The sequence below is a fragment of the Pseudonocardia sp. N23 genome (assembly GCF_002583555.1).
In the GTDB taxonomy this organism is placed as follows: domain Bacteria; phylum Actinomycetota; class Actinomycetes; order Mycobacteriales; family Pseudonocardiaceae; genus Pseudonocardia.
Genome location: NZ_BEGX01000028.1, coordinates 209,853 through 226,028, shown reverse-complemented (window position 1 = coordinate 226,028; position 16,176 = coordinate 209,853). Strand labels below are relative to the sequence as shown.

15 protein-coding genes are annotated in these 16,176 nt (G+C 72.4%); 10 read left to right on the top strand and 5 right to left on the bottom strand.

The window, feature by feature from the left end:
* On the bottom strand, nucleotides 1–2,454 hold a 2,454-nt coding region (locus TOK_RS09170; protein ID WP_098957362.1), incomplete at its 3' end, for an AAA family ATPase.
* Between the two features lie 127 nt (nucleotides 2,455–2,581).
* Here TOK_RS09170 and TOK_RS09165 point away from each other — a divergent pair.
* The 4 genes from TOK_RS09165 to TOK_RS09150 all read left to right on the top strand — a co-directional run bounded on the left by TOK_RS09165 (nucleotide 2,582) and on the right by TOK_RS09150 (nucleotide 6,904).
* Nucleotides 2,582–3,559 (top strand): carbamate kinase, encoded by a 978-nt coding sequence (locus TOK_RS09165; protein WP_098957361.1) that lies wholly within the window; start codon nucleotides 2,582–2,584, stop codon nucleotides 3,557–3,559.
* Nucleotides 3,556–5,097 (top strand): protein FdrA, encoded by a 1,542-nt coding sequence (locus tag TOK_RS09160; protein ID WP_098957360.1) that lies wholly within the window; start codon nucleotides 3,556–3,558, stop codon nucleotides 5,095–5,097. Before TOK_RS09165 ends, TOK_RS09160 begins: the two co-directional genes overlap by 4 nt.
* Entirely contained in the window at nucleotides 5,094–6,260 is a 1,167-nt protein-coding gene (locus tag TOK_RS09155) for an MSMEG_0565 family glycosyltransferase (RefSeq protein WP_098957359.1), read from the top strand. Before TOK_RS09160 ends, TOK_RS09155 begins: the two co-directional genes overlap by 4 nt.
* 257 nt (nucleotides 6,261–6,517) lie before the next feature.
* Complete coding sequence (locus TOK_RS09150) at nucleotides 6,518–6,904, top strand: VOC family protein (protein ID WP_098957358.1); 387 nt, start codon at nucleotides 6,518–6,520, stop codon at nucleotides 6,902–6,904.
* A 57-nt stretch (nucleotides 6,905–6,961) separates the two neighbouring features.
* On the opposite strand, the gene TOK_RS33935 is transcribed toward TOK_RS09150, so the two are convergent.
* Complete coding sequence (locus TOK_RS33935; RefSeq protein ID WP_253258269.1) at nucleotides 6,962–7,399, bottom strand: nitrile hydratase accessory protein; 438 nt, start codon at nucleotides 7,397–7,399, stop codon at nucleotides 6,962–6,964.
* A gap of 232 nt (nucleotides 7,400–7,631) precedes the next feature.
* Nucleotides 7,632–9,041 carry a DUF1116 domain-containing protein gene (locus TOK_RS09135; RefSeq protein WP_098957357.1) on the bottom strand — a complete coding sequence of 470 codons (1,410 nt, stop codon included), beginning with the start codon at nucleotides 9,039–9,041 and terminating at the stop codon, nucleotides 7,632–7,634.
* A gap of 195 nt (nucleotides 9,042–9,236) precedes the next feature.
* Here TOK_RS09135 and TOK_RS09130 point away from each other — a divergent pair, with 195 nt between their 5' ends.
* The gene (locus TOK_RS09130) at nucleotides 9,237–9,446 is read left to right on the top strand and encodes a hypothetical protein (protein ID WP_098957356.1); all 210 of its coding nucleotides are present in this window, start codon (nucleotides 9,237–9,239) and stop codon (nucleotides 9,444–9,446) included.
* 191 nt (nucleotides 9,447–9,637) lie between these two features.
* Here TOK_RS09130 and TOK_RS09125 read toward each other — a convergent pair whose 3' ends face one another.
* Nucleotides 9,638–10,261, bottom strand: a complete 624-nt coding sequence (locus TOK_RS09125) for a TetR/AcrR family transcriptional regulator (RefSeq protein WP_098957385.1) — start codon at nucleotides 10,259–10,261, stop codon at nucleotides 9,638–9,640.
* Nucleotides 10,262–10,605: 344 nt separating this feature from the next.
* On the opposite strand from TOK_RS09125, the gene TOK_RS09120 reads away from it, so the two are divergent.
* Genes TOK_RS09120 through TOK_RS09100 form a run of 5 tightly spaced genes read left to right on the top strand, consistent with a single transcriptional unit; the run spans nucleotide 10,606 to nucleotide 14,956 of the window.
* Nucleotides 10,606–11,148, top strand: coding sequence for a DUF4242 domain-containing protein (locus TOK_RS09120; RefSeq protein ID WP_098957355.1), 543 nt, complete (start codon nucleotides 10,606–10,608; stop codon nucleotides 11,146–11,148).
* Nucleotides 11,145–12,185 (top strand): acyl-CoA dehydrogenase family protein, encoded by a 1,041-nt coding sequence (locus tag TOK_RS09115; RefSeq protein ID WP_098957354.1) that lies wholly within the window; start codon nucleotides 11,145–11,147, stop codon nucleotides 12,183–12,185. Before TOK_RS09120 ends, TOK_RS09115 begins: the two co-directional genes overlap by 4 nt.
* The gene (locus TOK_RS09110) at nucleotides 12,161–12,910 is read left to right on the top strand and encodes an ABC transporter ATP-binding protein (protein WP_098957353.1); all 750 of its coding nucleotides are present in this window, start codon (nucleotides 12,161–12,163) and stop codon (nucleotides 12,908–12,910) included. Before TOK_RS09115 ends, TOK_RS09110 begins: the two co-directional genes overlap by 25 nt.
* A complete protein-coding gene (locus TOK_RS09105; protein WP_098957352.1) occupies nucleotides 12,910–14,091 on the top strand; it encodes an ABC transporter substrate-binding protein in 1,182 nt (393 codons plus the stop codon). The genes TOK_RS09110 and TOK_RS09105 overlap by 1 nt, the downstream gene beginning before the upstream one ends.
* A gap of 34 nt (nucleotides 14,092–14,125) precedes the next feature.
* On the top strand, nucleotides 14,126–14,956 hold the full coding sequence (locus tag TOK_RS09100; RefSeq protein WP_098957351.1) for an ABC transporter permease: 831 nt from the start codon (nucleotides 14,126–14,128) through the stop codon (nucleotides 14,954–14,956).
* Nucleotides 14,957–15,161: 205 nt separating this feature from the next.
* Here the strand turns inward: TOK_RS09100 and cbbX are convergent, their stop codons facing one another.
* On the bottom strand, nucleotides 15,162–16,175 hold the full coding sequence (gene cbbX, locus TOK_RS09095; protein WP_098957350.1) for a CbbX protein: 1,014 nt from the start codon (nucleotides 16,173–16,175) through the stop codon (nucleotides 15,162–15,164).
* Nucleotide 16,176: the final 1 nt, after the last annotated feature.

Below are 16,176 nucleotides of genomic sequence, written 5' to 3'. Positions count from 1 at the left end.
CTTGGCTTCGGCGAAGCGGTCGAGGTGTTGCAGGAGCGCACCCCGGTAGGCCAGCGCCATGGCGCGCGTCGAGTCGTCGGGTGCGCTGTCGAGGACCCGTTCGTACGCGACGCCCGCGCCGTCGTAGTCGCCGTCCCAGTGCCGGACCCGTCCGACCAGCAGTGTGGCGCTGGGCAGCGCGCCGGGTGCGGCGGCGGCGCTCTCGGCGAGTTCGGTGGCCTGTTCGGCGAGGTCGACGGCGGCCATGGCGTCGCGGGCGTAGAGGGCGGTCCAGCCCAGCTGCTCCAGCGCGAGCGCCTCCAGCTCGGAGTCGTCCATGCCTCGCGCCAGCTCGAGGGCCTGCTCGTGGTCGGCGACCGCATCGTCGTAGCGCCCGATCTGTGAGCACGCCCGGCCGCGGCGCAGCAGCGTGTGCACCAGCTGCGTGACGTCGCCCGCGCTGCGCGCCGCCCCGACGGCCTTGGACAGCAGCTCGACGGCCTCGGTGTTCGCGAACGCGCGGGCCGCGGCCGCGGCGGCCTGGCTCCAGGCCCCGGCCGCCGACGACCAGTCGCCCGCCGCCGCGAAGTGCCGGGCCGCGGACTCGGGACGGGCGTCGAAGAGTCGGGCCGCGCGCCGGTGCCTGCTGATCCGCACCGGCATCGGGGTGGCTTCGTAGGCGACCTGTCGGACGAGGTCGTTGACGAACCGCATCCCGTCGGGCAGCGGCCGCAGCAGCCCACTCCGGACGGCTTCGGCCGCCCGTGCCGCGCATGCGTCGGGACCGGCTCCGGTCAGCGCCGCGAGCGAGTCGAGGGTGAACGACGTGCCGAGAACCGCGGCCTGCCCGAGCAGCTCGACGATCTCCTCGTCGGCGGCGTCGATGCGGTCGGCGACGATGTCGCGCAACGAGCGCGGCACGGGCACGGGGACGTCGTCGGCGCGTGGCACGCCCGTGGTTCCGGGGGCGCGCAGCAGCTCGGCGACGAACAGCGGCGACCCGCCGGTCCAGCCGTGCAGCCGGGCGGGGTCGTGGCCTGTGCCGGCACGGCGGACGAGCTCGGCGACGGCCTCGACGTCGAGCGGGCCCAGCTCGATCCAGCCGGTGGACACCGCGCGCAGCGGCTCGGTGGCCGTCCCGGTGCCCTGCTCGGTGACGACGACCAGCACCGGCCGCGCGCCTGCGTCGGCGGTCCACTCACGCATCGCGAACAGCAGGGCGCCGATGGTGGACCGGCCGGCGTGGTGGGCGTCCTCGATGGTGACGAGCACGGGGCGGGTCGCGGAGAGCCGGGCGAGGAACCCGGCGAAGGCGTCGAGGGCCCGGCCGTGTTCGAGCTCGGGGTCGGCCCGCTCGTAGTCGGTGGCGGCGACGAGGTCCCCGACCTCGGGGACCAGCTGCGCGAGCGCACCCAGCCGGGAGCCCGCGAGGGTGAGGACGTCGGCCGGGTCGACGCGGCGCAGCGCGGCCCGGACCAGCTGCACGAGCGGTTCGAGGTAGAGCGAGCGTTCCGCCTCGTGGCAGGCGACCGACAGCACGAGCGCACCGCCGCGGCGCTGCTCGTCGGCGAAGCGGTCGACGAGCGTGCTGCGCCCGACGCCGCCGTCCCCGGTGACGACGACCAGGCCGGGGGTGCCGTCGGCGGCGCGGGCCCACTGCCGGCGCAGGACGTCGAGCTCGGCGTCGCGGCCGACGATCGGCTCCGGCGCGACGGCGGGGTCGCCGTCGGTGGGGGTGGGGCCACGCAGCTCGTCGAGGAGGGCGCGGGTGGCGGGCGACGGGTCGCAGCCGAGCTGCTCGGAGACCGCGGCCGCGAGGGCCTCGTAGGCGGCGAGCGCGTCGGCGGGCCGGCCGGCGCGCACCAGCCCGGTCATGACGAGGCGGCACGCCTCCTCGTCGAGGGGGTCGGTGTCGAGTGCGGCGGAGGCGACGTCGACGGCGACGTCGGGCGCCCCGAGTTCGAGAGCGGCTGCGGCCCAGCAGATCCGGGAGCGGTGCCGGTAGCGGGCGACGCGGCGGCGGACGTCGGAGACCCAGCCGTCGGGCTGCTCGCCCGACAGCGCCACGTCGGCGGTGAGCATCCCGGTGGCGAGCTCGGCACCGGTGGCGGCGACGGCGAACCGGCCGTGTCCCAGTTCGAGCTCGGCGCGCTCGACGCGCTCGATCGCCTCGGCGAGGTCGGTGGACAGGTCGGCGGCGACGAGCCGGTAGCCGGCGGGGGTGCCGTCGATGCGTTCGCGGCCGAGTGCGCCGCGGAGCCTGCTGACGAGGGCGGCGACGTTGCGGTCGGCCCGTTGGGGCGCATCGCCTTCCCACACGGCGTCGACGAGGTCGCCGACGGAGACGAACTCTCCCGGGCGCTCCGCGAGGACGGCCAGGACACGCCGTGCCTTCCCGACGGGCACGGCGTCGGAGGGTCCGCCCTCTACGGTGAACGGACCGAGCAGGCGCAACCGCAGGTGGGCCCGGGGCACGCGCGGACTGTACCCGGGTCGCGGGGAGTGACGGGGCGAGCCACCGTCTACTATAGTGGGCGAACACCTCCGATGATGAAGAGCGGCCCCGCGTCACGGGACCCCTGACCGAAAGACAGTCGTCCCGATGTCCAAGACCGCAGTCGTTGCGCTGGGTGGCAATGCCATCACCCGCAACGGACAGCAGGGCACGCACGCAGAACAGATGGAGAACGCGCGGGCGATGGCGGCCGCGATCCGTGGTCTGCGCGAAGCCGGCTGGAACGTCGTACTCGTGCACGGCAACGGTCCGCAGGTCGGCAACCTCGCGATCCAGCAGCGCGCCGGGGCCGACCAGGTCCCCGAGATGCCGCTGCACGTGCTCGGCGCGATGACGGAGGGCCAGCTCGGCTCCCTGCTCGCGCTGGCCGTGCGTGAGGCCGGCGGGGTGGATCTCCCGGGCGTCGTCACCGTCGTCACCCATGTCGTCGTCCGCAAGGACGATCCGGCCTTCGGGCTGCCGACGAAGCCGATCGGGCCGTTCTACACGGTCCAGGAGGCCGCCCGGCTCGTCTCCGAGCAGGGCTGGGTCGTCGGCGAGGACGCCGGACGCGGCTATCGCCGTCTCGTCCCGTCGCCCAAGCCGGTCGACATCGTCGAGCTCGACGCGATCCGCGGCCTGGTCGACCAGGGGCTGATCGTCGTCGCCGCGGGCGGCGGGGGCATCCCGGTCGTCGACGAGGGCGGTGCGCTGCAGGGCATCGACGCCGTCATCGACAAGGACTCGGCCGCTCAGCGGCTGGCCAACGCGCTGGGGGCCGAGGCCCTCCTGCTCGTCACGGACGTGCCCGCGGTGATGCTGGACTTCGGCAAGGAGACTGCGCGCTCGATCGGTGAGATCACCGTCGACGAGGCGCAGACGCATGCCGACGACGGCCAGTTCCCCGAGGGAAGCATGGGCCCGAAGATGCGGGCCGCCATCCAGTTCGTCCGCGAGGGCGGAGCCACGGCGGTCGTGACCAACGCCGCCCGCGCCGTCGCGTCGTTGAACCCCGGAGCAGGCGACGACGCCGAGCCGGGCACTCGAATCGTTGCCGCCGATCAGCACCTGGGAGCCGCTCCGTGAGCATCCATCGCATCACGCTGTACACCGACACCTACGTGGACTCGGTGGTACAGCTCTCCGGTACCCGAGCGATGCGAGGTCTCGACGGCATCGTCTGGGCCTCGGCCGCGATGGCCACCCCCGCGAACCTGGAGACGCTCTCCGCGGAGGGTTTCGACATCTCCGAGGTCTCCCACGCGGGTGCGAACGACCTGTTCGTCGCCGTGAACGCCGACTCCGACGAGCTCGCCGACTCCGCCCGTGAGGCGGGCGAGGCGGCCATGTTCGCGCCGCGCACCAACGCCTCCGGCGAGGCCGCCGAGAAGCCGGCCCGCACCATGGCCCAGGCCATCGCGCGCCAGCCCGACACCAACGTCGCGGTCATCTCGGTGCCCGGCGACTACGCGACCCTCGAGGCGCACAAGGCGCTGTCCGCGGGCCTCGACGTGCTGCTGTTCAGCGACAACGTCTCCGTCGAGGACGAGATCGCGCTCAAGGAGCGCGGCAACCGCATCGGGCGCCTGATCATGGGTCCCGGCGCCGGCACCGCCATGCTCGGCCACACCTGCCTGGCGTTCGCGAACGTCGTCAAGGAGGGCAACGTCGCGGTCGTCGCCGCCGCCGGTACCGGTGCGCAGGAGGCCGCGGGCCTGGTCGACCGGTGGGGCGCGGGCGTCTCGCACGTCATCGGCCTCGGCGGCCGCGACCTGACCGCCAAGATCGGCGGCCTGACCGCCAAGCAGGCCATGGGCCGGCTCGTCGCCGACGACAGCACCGAGATCATCTTCCTGGTGTCGAAGCCGCCGAACCCGCAGGTCGCGCACGAGGTGCTCGAGGCGGCCAAGGGCAAGAAGGTCGTCGCCGCGCTGATCGGCATCGACAAGGACTTCACGGCCCCCGAGGGCGTCATCGTCACCCGCACGCTCGAGGCCGGTGCCATCGCCGTCGCCAAGCTCGCGGGCCAGACCCCGCCCGACGTCACCGAGGGTCTCGTCGAGCAGGTCCGGGTCATCGCCGACAAGCTGCCCGCCGAGCGCACGCTCGTCCGCGGCCTCTACTCCGGCGGCACGCTCTGCTACGAGTCGCTCGTCGTGCTCGGGGAGACCCTGGGCGACGTGTACTCCAACACCCCGCTCGACAAGTCCCTGGGCCTGCCCGCCCCCGCGGGCGCGCACACCTCGCTCGACCTGGGCGAGGAGGAGTACACCAAGGGTCGCCCGCACCCGATGATCGACCCCGAGGCGCGCATCGAGATGCTGCGCGAGCAGGCCGCCGACCCCGACGTCGCCGCGATCCTCATGGACGTCGTGCTCGGCTACGGCGCCCACGAGAACCCGGCAGGCGAGCTCGTCCCGGTGTTCAAGGAGATCCGCGACGCCGGTGGCCCCCAGGTCATCGTCTACGTCCTGGGCACCGAGCAGGACCCGCAGGGCTACCAGGCGCAGCGCAAGGCGTTCGAGGACGCCGGCGTGCTCGTCACCGCGACCGCGCAGCGGGCCGCGCTCGCCGCCGCCGCAATCGCCAGCCGCAAGCCCGAGATCGCGGCGATCTCGCTGTGAGGGAGCGTGGGCTGGCCCTCGTCTCGCACTCGACCAAGCCGCGGGGAGGGCTGGTCCACACCCTGAGCCTGGCCGAGGAGCTGCACCGGCAGGGTGTGCCGGTGCACCTCCTCACCCTCGGGGACCCGTCGGTGGGCCTGTTCCGGCACACCGACGTCCCGAACACCGTCCTGCAGCAGCCCAAGAACGCGGGCGAGACGTTGGACGACAAGGTGTTCGCGTCGATCGACATGCTCGAGGCCGGACTCGCCGAGCTCGCCGGCGAGTACGACATCATGCACGCGCAGGACTGCATCGCCGCCCGGGCCGCTGCCCGGGTGCGCGACGCGGGGAACCCGATCACCGTCGTGCGCACGGTGCACCACGTGGACGACTTCACGACGCCTGCGCTCATCAACTGCTCCAAGCAGGCGATCGTCGAGCCCGACCGGATCCTCGTCGTCAGCGAGCAGTGGCGGCGCATCATGCGCGACGACTACGGCCGCGACGCCGACATCGTCCCCAACGGCGTCGACCTCGGCAGGTTCGCCAAGCCCGAGGACGGCAAGATCGAGGAGCTGCGGCGGCGGATCGGCGCCGGCGACGGCCGGTTCGTCTTCCTTGCCGTCGGTGGTGTGGAGCCGCGCAAGGGCACCGTCCACGCGTTCCGCGCGCTCGCCCGGCTCAAGCGCGAGGGTGTCGACGCGACGCTGGCCGTCGTCGGCGGCCACTCGTTCCAGGACTACACCCCCTATCGGGACGCGGCGCTGGCCGAGCTCCCCGAACTGGGCCTGGAGCTCGATCGGGACGTCCACCTGCTCGGCACGGTCAGCGAGGCCGACCTCGCCGGCTGGTACCACGCGGCCGACGCGCTGTGCTTCCCGTCGGTCAAGGAGGGCTGGGGGCTCGTCGTCTTCGAGGCGATGGCCGCTGGTCTCCCCGTGATCGCCAGCGACCTCGATGTCTTCCACGAGTACCTGGAGGACGGGGTGTCGGCGTTGCTGCCGCCCGTCGAGGACGCCGACGGCCTCGCCCAGGCCATGCGCACCATGGTCGGCGATGCCGCGCTGCGCGACCGGCTCCGCGACGGCGGCGAGGCGATCCTCCCGAAGTTCAGCTGGGAGGCGAGTGCCCGCAAGCACCGCGAGATCTACGACGAGATCCGCCGGGGCACCACTGCCTGATCCGGCAGCACCCACGACGCAGAGCGGCCGCATCCTCTCCCTGGATGCGGCCGCTCTGCGTTAAGATCGGGGTGCGCCCCAGATGGGCCTACCGGGAAGGAGCGGCTGTACCGGCCGACGCGGCAACGCCGCGTCGAGCACCCCGCAGGCCCGGCGGCGCAGTCCTGTTCCTTGTCGATGGCCAGGCCCCTCGTGTGGCGTGCAGCCGGCCCGGGCGCGCCTCATCGGTGTTTCGACACCGACCGAGAGGACCGCACGTGCCCGTTGCGTTCAACCACACGATCGTCGCCGCCCGCGACCGCGCCGAGTCGGCGCGCTTCTTCACCGAGATCCTGGAGATGGCCGCCGCGCCGTCCTGGGGACCGTTCACGAACCTGCAGCTCGACGGCGGGGTGCTGCTGCAGTTCGCCGAACTGCCGGTCGAGGCGTTCCCCGAGATCCAGAACCAGCACTACGCGTTCCTCGTCGACGACGAGCTGTTCGACCGGGCCTACGGCCGGCTGCGCGAGCGCGGGATCGAGCACTGGGCCGACCCGCAGATGCAGCGGCCCGGGGAGACCAACACCGAGCACGGCGGCCGCGGCGTCTACTTCCGCGACCCGGCCGGCCACTTCGTCGAGATCATCACCGCGCCGTACGTCTGACGGGGGTGGTGCGGGTCCCGGCGTGCTGCCGGGACCGCGGGAGCCGCGGAGAGGTCGTCAGCTGTGGCCGCGGAGCGCGAGCTCCGCGGCCCGCTGGACGATCTCGTCGGTGAAGACGGTGCCGTCGCCCGCGAGGACGTCCTCGAACGCGCCGAGCCAGTGCATGAAGTAGGAGGGGGCCTCACCCGCGGGCCGTGCGTCCTCCCAGGCGGCGATGCGGGCGGTGAGCGCAGCCTGGAACTGCGGCCACGCGAACAGGCCGGCACCGTGCAGGGAGGTGGCCATGTCGAACGCGCGGGACTCCCACGGCTCGGCGAACCAGGCCCCGTCGAAGGGGCCGGCGGCGGTCCCGGCGGGCGCGGAGGTGCCGAGGCGGTCCCGGTCGACGAGGCCACGCTCGGTGAGCAGCTGTTCGAGGGCCGCGGTGCGCAGCGCGGGCTCGATCCGGCTCCCGGCGGCGTCGAGGTGCTCGGCGGGGTTCAGGGCGGTGCTCACGCTGCGTTCTCCCTTGCAGGTGGTCGTCGACGATCGCGAAGGCCTGGTCGACATCCTCACGCACGATGCGACATGCTGTTCACCATAGTGGATGACGTCATGATCGTGCGCCCTGACCGGCGGGATCGTCACCGTCATCTCGGCCGTGAAAGCCGACAACGGCGGCCCCCCGAAGGGGACCGCCGTTGCCGTGGCCGGGCCGGCGGACGGCCGGGCCGGGAGGGGTGGATGGTCAGGCCACCCGAGCTGCGAGCGCCTTGAGGGCGTCGGAGAAGCAGGACACCGGAGCAGTGGCGACACCCGCGCCGACCTGCCCGATACCCGAGTTGACGTGCAGGATGCCGGTGGTCACCTTGGGGGTGATGCCGGTCTCCACGACCTTGCGGACGTCGACACCCAGCGGGGTGCCGATGAAGCCCATGGCCGGCAGCGTGAAGCGGGTGCTGGCACCGGCGCAGATGGCCTGGAACGACTCGGTCGCCGCGGCGGCGTCGGACATCGCGCCACCGAGGAACGCCGCGACCGCGGCCGAGTTGCCCGCTGCGGGGCCGCCCATGCCGGTCAGCTCGAGGACGGCACTGTCGCCGATGTCCTTCGCGCTGGTGTCGGGGCCGTAGCCCGAGTAGTACATCGCGTCGCCCACGGGCGGCGCGTCGGTGATGTACCAGGCGTCGTCGTTGGCGAGCTTGATGCCGAAGGTGGTGCCGTTGCGCGCCATGTGCGTGACGATCGAGGAGCCCTCGACCTGGTGCGCCCACAGCTGCAGCGACTTGGCCGCGGCCATCGCCAGGTTCAGGAAGAACAGGTGGTTGCCGGCCAGGTACTGGCCGAACGGCACGCGGGCGGCGTCGGGCAGTGCCGTGATCTGCGGCAGCCAGGTGCGCGTGAGCAGGTTGGTGGCCGCCTGGGTACGCATGTGCAGGTCGTCGCCCATGGTGATGCCCTGCGAGGCGATCGCCAGGATGTCGAGCTGGCCGGTCTCGGCGATGATCTGCTTGACCGACGGACCTGCGGTGTCGGCCAGGAACTTCAGCCGCGCGATCGCCGCGTCGGTGTCGCGGCCGAACCACGCCACCTCGCCGGGGCCCTGGTTCAGCGACGAGAACGCGCGCGTGCCGCCCTCACGGTTCTCGACGACCAGTGCCGGCTGGGACGGGCCCACCGCGCTCGCCATCGGGACGACGGCGTCGTGGTGGTTCGCGGCGTCGAGGGAGACCTCGCCGCTCTGCAGCAGCTTCTCGGCCTCGGCCACGTCGGCGGCCCAGCCCTCGGCGACGACCGCGGCGCGCATGGAGCGCTGCAGCGGGTCTGCGTGCTCGGCGTAGGGGAGCACCGGGCCGGAGTGCAGGATCAGGCGACCCTCGACACCGGGCACGGCCTCGCCGAACGTCGACACGTCGACGAGCTGGGGTACGCCGTCGTTGAGACGTCGGACGACCTCGGTGTTCGCCTCGTCGATCGCGGCACCCGCGTCGCCGTAGAGGTTGCTGAGCGCGCGGACCGCGTCGAGATCGCCGTCAGCGGGGATGCGCCAGTCGACGTGCTGGACGGGGCGACCCTGCGCACGCACCGCATCGGCGAACATCGGCAGCCCGACGTTGACCACCTGGACCTCGTCAGGCAGTGCCAGCGGTGTCGTCATCGGGAGGTTCCTCCTCGGGGGTCGGCCAGTGGATCGTGTACTTCATCAAAGTAGACGGGAGCACACTATAGGAGACAGTGCCGGGAGGGCATCCCCCCGTCGTACCCCCGGATCGGGGTGACCGATTCGTGCCCGGGTGAGTTCCATCACGTGGACGTCGACGGAGGGACTCGGCATGGGCGCTGTGAACGGTTCGTGGAACTCTCCGATCGCGACGTGTGGTGCGCGATGAGGCCCGGGTTCACTGCGCGGGAGCGCGAAGAGGTGCGCAGGCGGTTCGAGCAGGACCAGGCCGACGCCGAGTACGTCGAGTACACCGAGGCGATGGAGCGGATCTCGACGCCGAGGCGATGGCGCCGGACCCGCGCGAAGTTCCTCAAGGCCCGCGGCTACTGCGCCCAGTAGCCACCTGCGGCTACTGCGCCCAGTAGTCACTGCGCCAGTCACGGACGCGAGGGCGTCGGGACCGGTGGCAGGAGCGAGGGAGGCGATCCGTCACGCCTCCCGGCACGCGCCGCCACCGGCCCGGCCGAGCCGCGGCACCCGGTTCCGGTACGTCCCCCCGCCGCCGGACCCGGGTGCCGCGGTGAGGGGTCTCAGGCGGGGGCCGCCGACGTCGCCTCGCGGGCCGTCGCGGTCGTGAGGAGGTCGAGGGCGAGTCGCTCGGCGAGCCGGACGGGCTCCTCGGCGTGGGCGGTCTTGGCGCCGACGAGACCGCCGTCGTAGAGCAGCTGGACCGACGCCGCGAGCGCGGCCGGCGCCGCGGCACCCGCCATGGCGGCGGCGTCCGCGATCTCGTCGCGCATCCACTTCCGGTGCTCGGCGACCAGGAGGTGCACCGAGTGGTCGTCGTCGGGGAACTCGGTGAGCGCATTGACGTAGAGGCAGCCGCGGAAATGACGACGGCGCATCGATGCGGCCGCGAGGTCGAAGAAGGTGCGGATGCGGGTGGCCGGGTCGGCCGGGCTGCCGGCGTCGCGGGTCGCCGCCCGCAGCGCCCGGTCGTAGGCGGCGCGGTCGAGCTCGTCGCGGCGGGTCAGCCAGGCGAGGACGAGCGCGTCCTTGGAGCCGAAGTTCTGGTAGAGGCTGGCCCGGGCGACGTCGGCCTCGGCGACGAGCCTGTCGACGCCGACGGCACGGATGCCGTCACGGTCGAAGAGGTCGGCGGCAGCGTCGAGGAGGCGTTCGGCCGGCACTGGCCTGCGGGGGGTTCCGCGCACCACACCAGCATAGGCCGCGAGACGGTACAGACCGATCGTTCTGTCTGTTACGCTCGGAAGTGTGAGCCCCGTGCTGCTGGTACAGCGCCGCCACATCGACCTGCTCCGGGTCGTTGCCGCGGCGTGTCCGGGCGCTCACCCGCGGGTCCGCTGAGTCGCCCCGCCGCCCGGTCCAGGGCCTTCCGTCCGCAGTAGCCGCACGTCGCCACGGGTTCCTCGCCCCCGCCACGTGCGGCCGGACACGCATCACGCACGGGCTCCGTCCGCCACGTCGGCGGCCGGAGCAGGCCCTGTGCCGCCGGCGCCCCCCGGCGCCCGTCCTGTCGATCCGAGAAGGAGTTCCCATGTCCCTGTTCCTCTTCGAGCTCGTGCCCGCCACGGCCGACCGGGCCGGTGCCTCTGCCGTCCTGGAGGAGGTGGACAAGGCCGCAGCCACCGCGGGTGCGGAGTTCATCGAGTCGCAGATCACCGGCAGCCACGACCGCGTCTTCGCCGTCGTGGAGGCCGCCTCGGCCGACTCCTTGGGCGACGCGTTCGCCGCCGCCAACCTCGCGAACGCGACCGAGGTCGTCGGCCCGGACGAGGTCCGCCTCGTCGGTGCCGAGCTCGAGCAGATCAAGGCGCTCAAGCCGACCGCGGGCTACCTCGTCGAGTGGGACTTCCCCGACGGCCTCGACATGGACACCTACCTCGCCCGCAAGAAGGCCAAGGCGCCGCTGTACGCCAACGTCCCCGAGGTCAGCTTCCTGCGCACCTACGTGCGTGAGGACATGACCAAGTGCCTCTGCTTCTACGACGCAGACGACGAGGCGGGCGTGGTCAAGGCACGCGAGGTCGTCGACACCCCGATCGACCGTCTCCACCAGCTCGCCGGGGACCAGGGGTGAGCGCCGCGCAGGTCGCGCTCGGCCCGGTCGCGCCTCCCGTCCCCGCGGAGGTGACCGACCGGTTCCGCGAGTGCGCGAAGGACGTCGACCAGGGTCGTGGCGACCTGCGCGACGGACTGCGGTGGCTGGGGTCCCGCGGGCTCCTCGGCGGCGGGCTCGACACCCGGGTCGCGCTGATCGAGGCGATCGCGGGGGAGTGCATGAGCTCCGCGTTCTCCCTCTGGGCGCAGGGCATGGTGATCGACTACCTCGACCGCGGCGGGGTCGACGACGCGCTCGCCGGCTCGCTGCGGCTCGGCGAGACCGTGGGCGTGACGGCGATGGCGCCGGCACTGCGTGACGTCGCCGGGATCGAGCCTGTGCCGGTCGTCGGCACCTGGCTCCCCGACGGCGGCGTCCGCCTCGACGGCCCGATCCGCTGGGCCTCGAACCTGTTCCCCGGCGCCCTCGTGGTGTCGCCGGTGCGGTTCGATGACGGCGGCCGGGCGATCGTCCGGTTCCGGCTCTCCGCCGAGGGTGTGCACGTCAAGGCCTCGCCGCGGCTGCTCGCGCTCGACAGCACTGCGTCGTCGTCGGTGACGCTCGAGGGTGTGCACATCCCGGCGGGCGACGTTCTGACCACGGACCTCACCGGGTTCGTGACCGCCGTCCGGCCGGCGTTCCTGCTCACCCAGACGGCGTTCTGCGCCGGTCTGGCCGCTCGCGCCGCCGCCGGAGCCGAGCAGCACTCCACCGGGCTCAACGCCGAGCTCCGACCCGACATCGACGACGTGCTCGCAGGCGTCGTGTCCGTGCGCAGCCGGCTGCACACCTGGGCGTCCGCGCCCGGCGAGGCCGGGCCGGCAGACCTGCTGCGGCTCCGCCTCGAGGCGTCCGCCGCGGCGACCGACGCCACCCGCCTGGAGGCCACCACCCGAGGTGGCGCCGGGTACGTCGCGACCAGCGACGTGAGCCGTCGGCTGCGCGAAGCCGCATTCCTCCCCATCCAGTCACCGACGGAAGGACAGCTCCGATGGGAACTGTCGCGCTACGCCTGACCGGCGCCACCAAGAGGTACGGCGCCGCCGCCGTTCTCGACGGCGTCGACCTCGATGTCGAGCGGGACTCCCGCCTCGTCGTGCTCGGCCACTCCGGCAGCGGCAAGTCGACTCTGCTGCGGGTTCTCGCCGGGCTCGAGGAGCTCGACTCGGGTTCGCTCACCCGCCCGGACGCCGCGGACGGGCGAGGTGCCGTCGTCGGCACCGTGTTCCAGCAGCCGCTGCTGCTGCCGTGGCTGACGGTCCGGGAGAACATCGCCCTCGGCGGGCGGTACCGGGCCAACAAGGCACGGTTCGACACCGCGCACGTCGAGGAGCTGATCGACCTGTTCGGTCTGCGTCCGCAGGCCGACTCACTGCCGTCGGCGCTGTCGGGAGGGCAGGCGCAGCGCGTCTCGATCGCCCGCGTCGTCGCCGTGCGGCCCGACATCTTGCTGCTCGACGAGCCGTTCTCCGCGCTCGACCCGGCGACCCGGCGCAGCCTGCAGGTCTGGCTGCGCGAGACCGCCGCCGCGCTCGGGCTCACGCTGGTCATGGTCACCCACGACGTCGACGAGGCGCTCTACCTGGCGACCGAGGTGACGCTGCTCGACGGCTCCGGCCGCGCCGCGGGGCACTGGAGCAGCGACGCCCCCGTCGACCACGACGACCTCGCCGGGCACTCCCTGCGCGCCACCCTGCTGGCGGGCTATCGCTCCCAGCTGGGTGCAGCGGCCGCGTCCTGATGGCCGGTCTGAACCGCCGCACCGTGCTGCGCGGCGGTATCGCGCTGGGTGCGGCCGCGGCCGCGGTCGGTGGTGTCGCCGGCATCGCCGACCTGGCGACGGCCTCGCGGCCCACCGCCAAGACCGGCACGGCGCCGCGGATCGGCTACCTGCCGATCACCGACGCCGCGCCGCTGCTCGTCGCCCACGGCCAGAACCGCTACGCCCAGGCGGGCGTGCAGATCCCGCGTCCGGTGCTGTTCCGCGGCTGGGAGTCGCTCGCGCAGGCGTTCGTCGCCGGTGAGGTCGACGTCGTCCACCTGCTCATGCCGTTCGCCCTGCAGCTGCGCTACCAGCTCGGCGCGCAGGTCCGCATGGTCGCGTGGAACCACACCAACGGTTCGGCACTGACGGTCCGACCCGAGATCAACGACGTCCGCGAGCTCGCCGGGACATCGGTGGCGATCCCGTTCTGGTGGTCGATCCACAACATCCTGTTGCAGCGCAAGCTCCGCGCGGCCGGGCTGACCCCGGTGGTGCGGACGGCGCCGTCGAAGTCCGACGGCACGGTGCAGCTGGTCGTCATGGCGCCCGCCGACATGGTCCCCGCGCTCGACACCGGCACGATCTCCGGCTACATCGTCGCCGACCCGTTCAACGCTGTCGCCGAGGTCAAGAAGGTCGGCAAGGTGCTGTGGTTCACCGGCGACGCGTGGCGCGACAACGCCTGCTGCGTCGTCATGGTGCGCCAGGACCTCATCGACAGCTCGCCGCAGACTGTGCAGGCCCTCACCGACGGCGTCGCCGGGGCGCAGCTGTGGATCAACGGCAACCGCCCCGACGCGGCGAAGCTGTTGAGCGGCAACAAGTACATGCCGCAGCCGTTGCCGGCGATCACGAAGACGCTGACCCGGTCCGAGAGCGACTACGCACGCGTGCTGACGCACCCGCAGTGGCACGGCGAGCGGATCGGCTACACGCCCTACCCGTTCCCCGGCTACACGACTGCGTTGGTCGAGGCGATGCGCGGCACCGTCGTCGACGGCGACGCGAGCTTCGTCGACAGGCTCGACCCGGCGACCGTGCACCGCGACCTCGTCGACGACCGGTTCGTCCTCAAGAGCATGTCCACCCTCGGCGGCCCCGGGGCCTTCGGCCTGCCCGACTCGCTGACCCGCACCGAACAGGATGTCCTGGCATGAGCACCGCCGACGTACTTCTTCCCGCGGAGGCGAGATGAGCACCTCCGAGACGATCCCGCCCCCTCCCGTCGCCTCACCGACCCGCAGGACACAGCCGTCGTGGGCGTCGAAGGCGGGTCTGCAGCTGGTGGCGGTCGTCGTCGCCGTCGCGATCTGGTGGCTGATCACGACGGTGCTGGCGTCGCCGACGTCGATGCTGCAGGACTTCGCGCCGCAGCACGCGATCCCCGCGATCGGCGCCCTCGTCACGCAGGGGGTGCTGTTCCCCGACATCTGGACGAGCCTGTGGCGGCTGCTCGTCGGGCTGCTGATCGCCGTCGTCCTGGGTGTGGTGACGGGTCTGGCGATCGGGACATGGCAGAGCCTGGAGACGGCGTCGCGACCGGTGTTCCAGTTCCTGCGCATGGTGTCGCCGCTGTCGTGGGCGCCCGTCGCGATCGGGCTGTTCGGCATCGGCGACCGTCCGGTGTTCTTCCTGGTCGCGGCGGCCGCGGTGTGGCCGATCGTGCTCAACACGGCCGCGGGTGTGCGCTCGATCGACCAGGGCTTCCTGTTGGCCGCGCGCTCGCTGGGTGCGACCCCGGCCGAGACGCTGACCTCGGTCGTGCTCCCGGCGATCCGCCCGCACGTGCTGACGGGTCTGCGGCTGGCGCTGGGGATCGGCTGGGTCGTGCTGGTGCCGGCGGAGATGCTGGGTGTCACCTCGGGACTGGGCTACGAGATCCTCAACTCTCGCGACCAGCTGGCCTACGACAAGGTCATGGCCGTCATCCTGGTGATCGGCCTGCTGGGCTCGATCCTCGACTTCCTCGCCCGCCGCGCCCTCGGCGCGGGGAACCGCAAGGGCACCTCAGAGGTCGTCTGACCGCTCCTTCCCGAACGAACGGCACAGTCATGCAACTCGACGGCACAGTCATGCAACTCGGTTGCGCGACTGTGGCGTTCGTTCGTGTGGAGGGTGTTCCAGGCCGGGTGAACCCGCCGATGCCGCCCCTGGCCGCGGAGGAGATCGCCCGCATCGGCGAGATCCTGAGCGCCTGCGGCCTGCCGGGCGCACCGCTGCGGCGGCATCAGCCCCTGACGTTGTAGTCCTCGGCCGTCAGCACCTCGTCCGGGGCGGTGTCGAAGACCCGGCTGGAGAGCAGGTCGGCCGCCTCGATCGTGGTGAGGGCCTTGAGGTCGACCTTGGCGTCGCCGGTCTCCAGCAGGCGCTTGGCCTGCCGCAGACGGGCCCGCTCCACGGCGTTGCGCACGCTGCGGGCGTTGGCGAACCAGGGCTGACCGACACGTCTTTGCAGGTAGCGTGTGAGGACGTCCTGCGCCTCGTCGGAGAAGGTGTAGCCGATGTCCTTGGTCATCAGGACACCGATCTGCTCCAGCTCCGGGACCGTGTAGTCCGGGAACGTGACGTGGTGGGCCACCCGGGACTGCATGCCCGGGTTGGCGGCGAAGAACGTGTCCATCCGGTCCTGGTAGCCGGCCAGGATCACCACGAGGTCGTCGCGGTTGTTCTCCATGACCTGCAGCAGGATCTCGATGGACTCGCCGCCGTAGTCGCGCTCGTTCTCGACCTTGTAGAGGTAGTACGCCTCGTCGATGAACAGCACGCCGCCCATCGCCCGCTTGATGACCTCCTTGGTCTTCGGCGCGGTGTGGCCGACGTACTCGCCCACCAGGTCGTCACGGGTGACCGCGACCAGGTGGCCGCGACGCAGATAGCCGAGCCGGTGGAGCAGGTCGGCCATCCGCATCGCGACGGTGGTCTTGCCGGTGCCGGGGTTGCCGGTGAAGCTCATGTGCAGGGTCGGCTGCGGGGCGGTGATGCCGAACTTCGCCCGGGTGCGGTCGACCAGCAGCAACGCGGCGATCTCGGCGATGCGTGTCTTCACAGGCGCCAGCCCGACGAGCTCCTCGTCGAGCGTCGCGAGGACCTCGTCGATGCCGGACTCCGCGCGGAGTGCGGCCAGGTCGACGACGGTGTCCGCCGGGAGGTACTGGACCTCGGGCTCGTCGGACGGGTCGGCCTCGAGCTGGGGCCCGGAGACCGGACCCGGCTTGAACCCGAAGGCGGTTCCGGTGCTCATG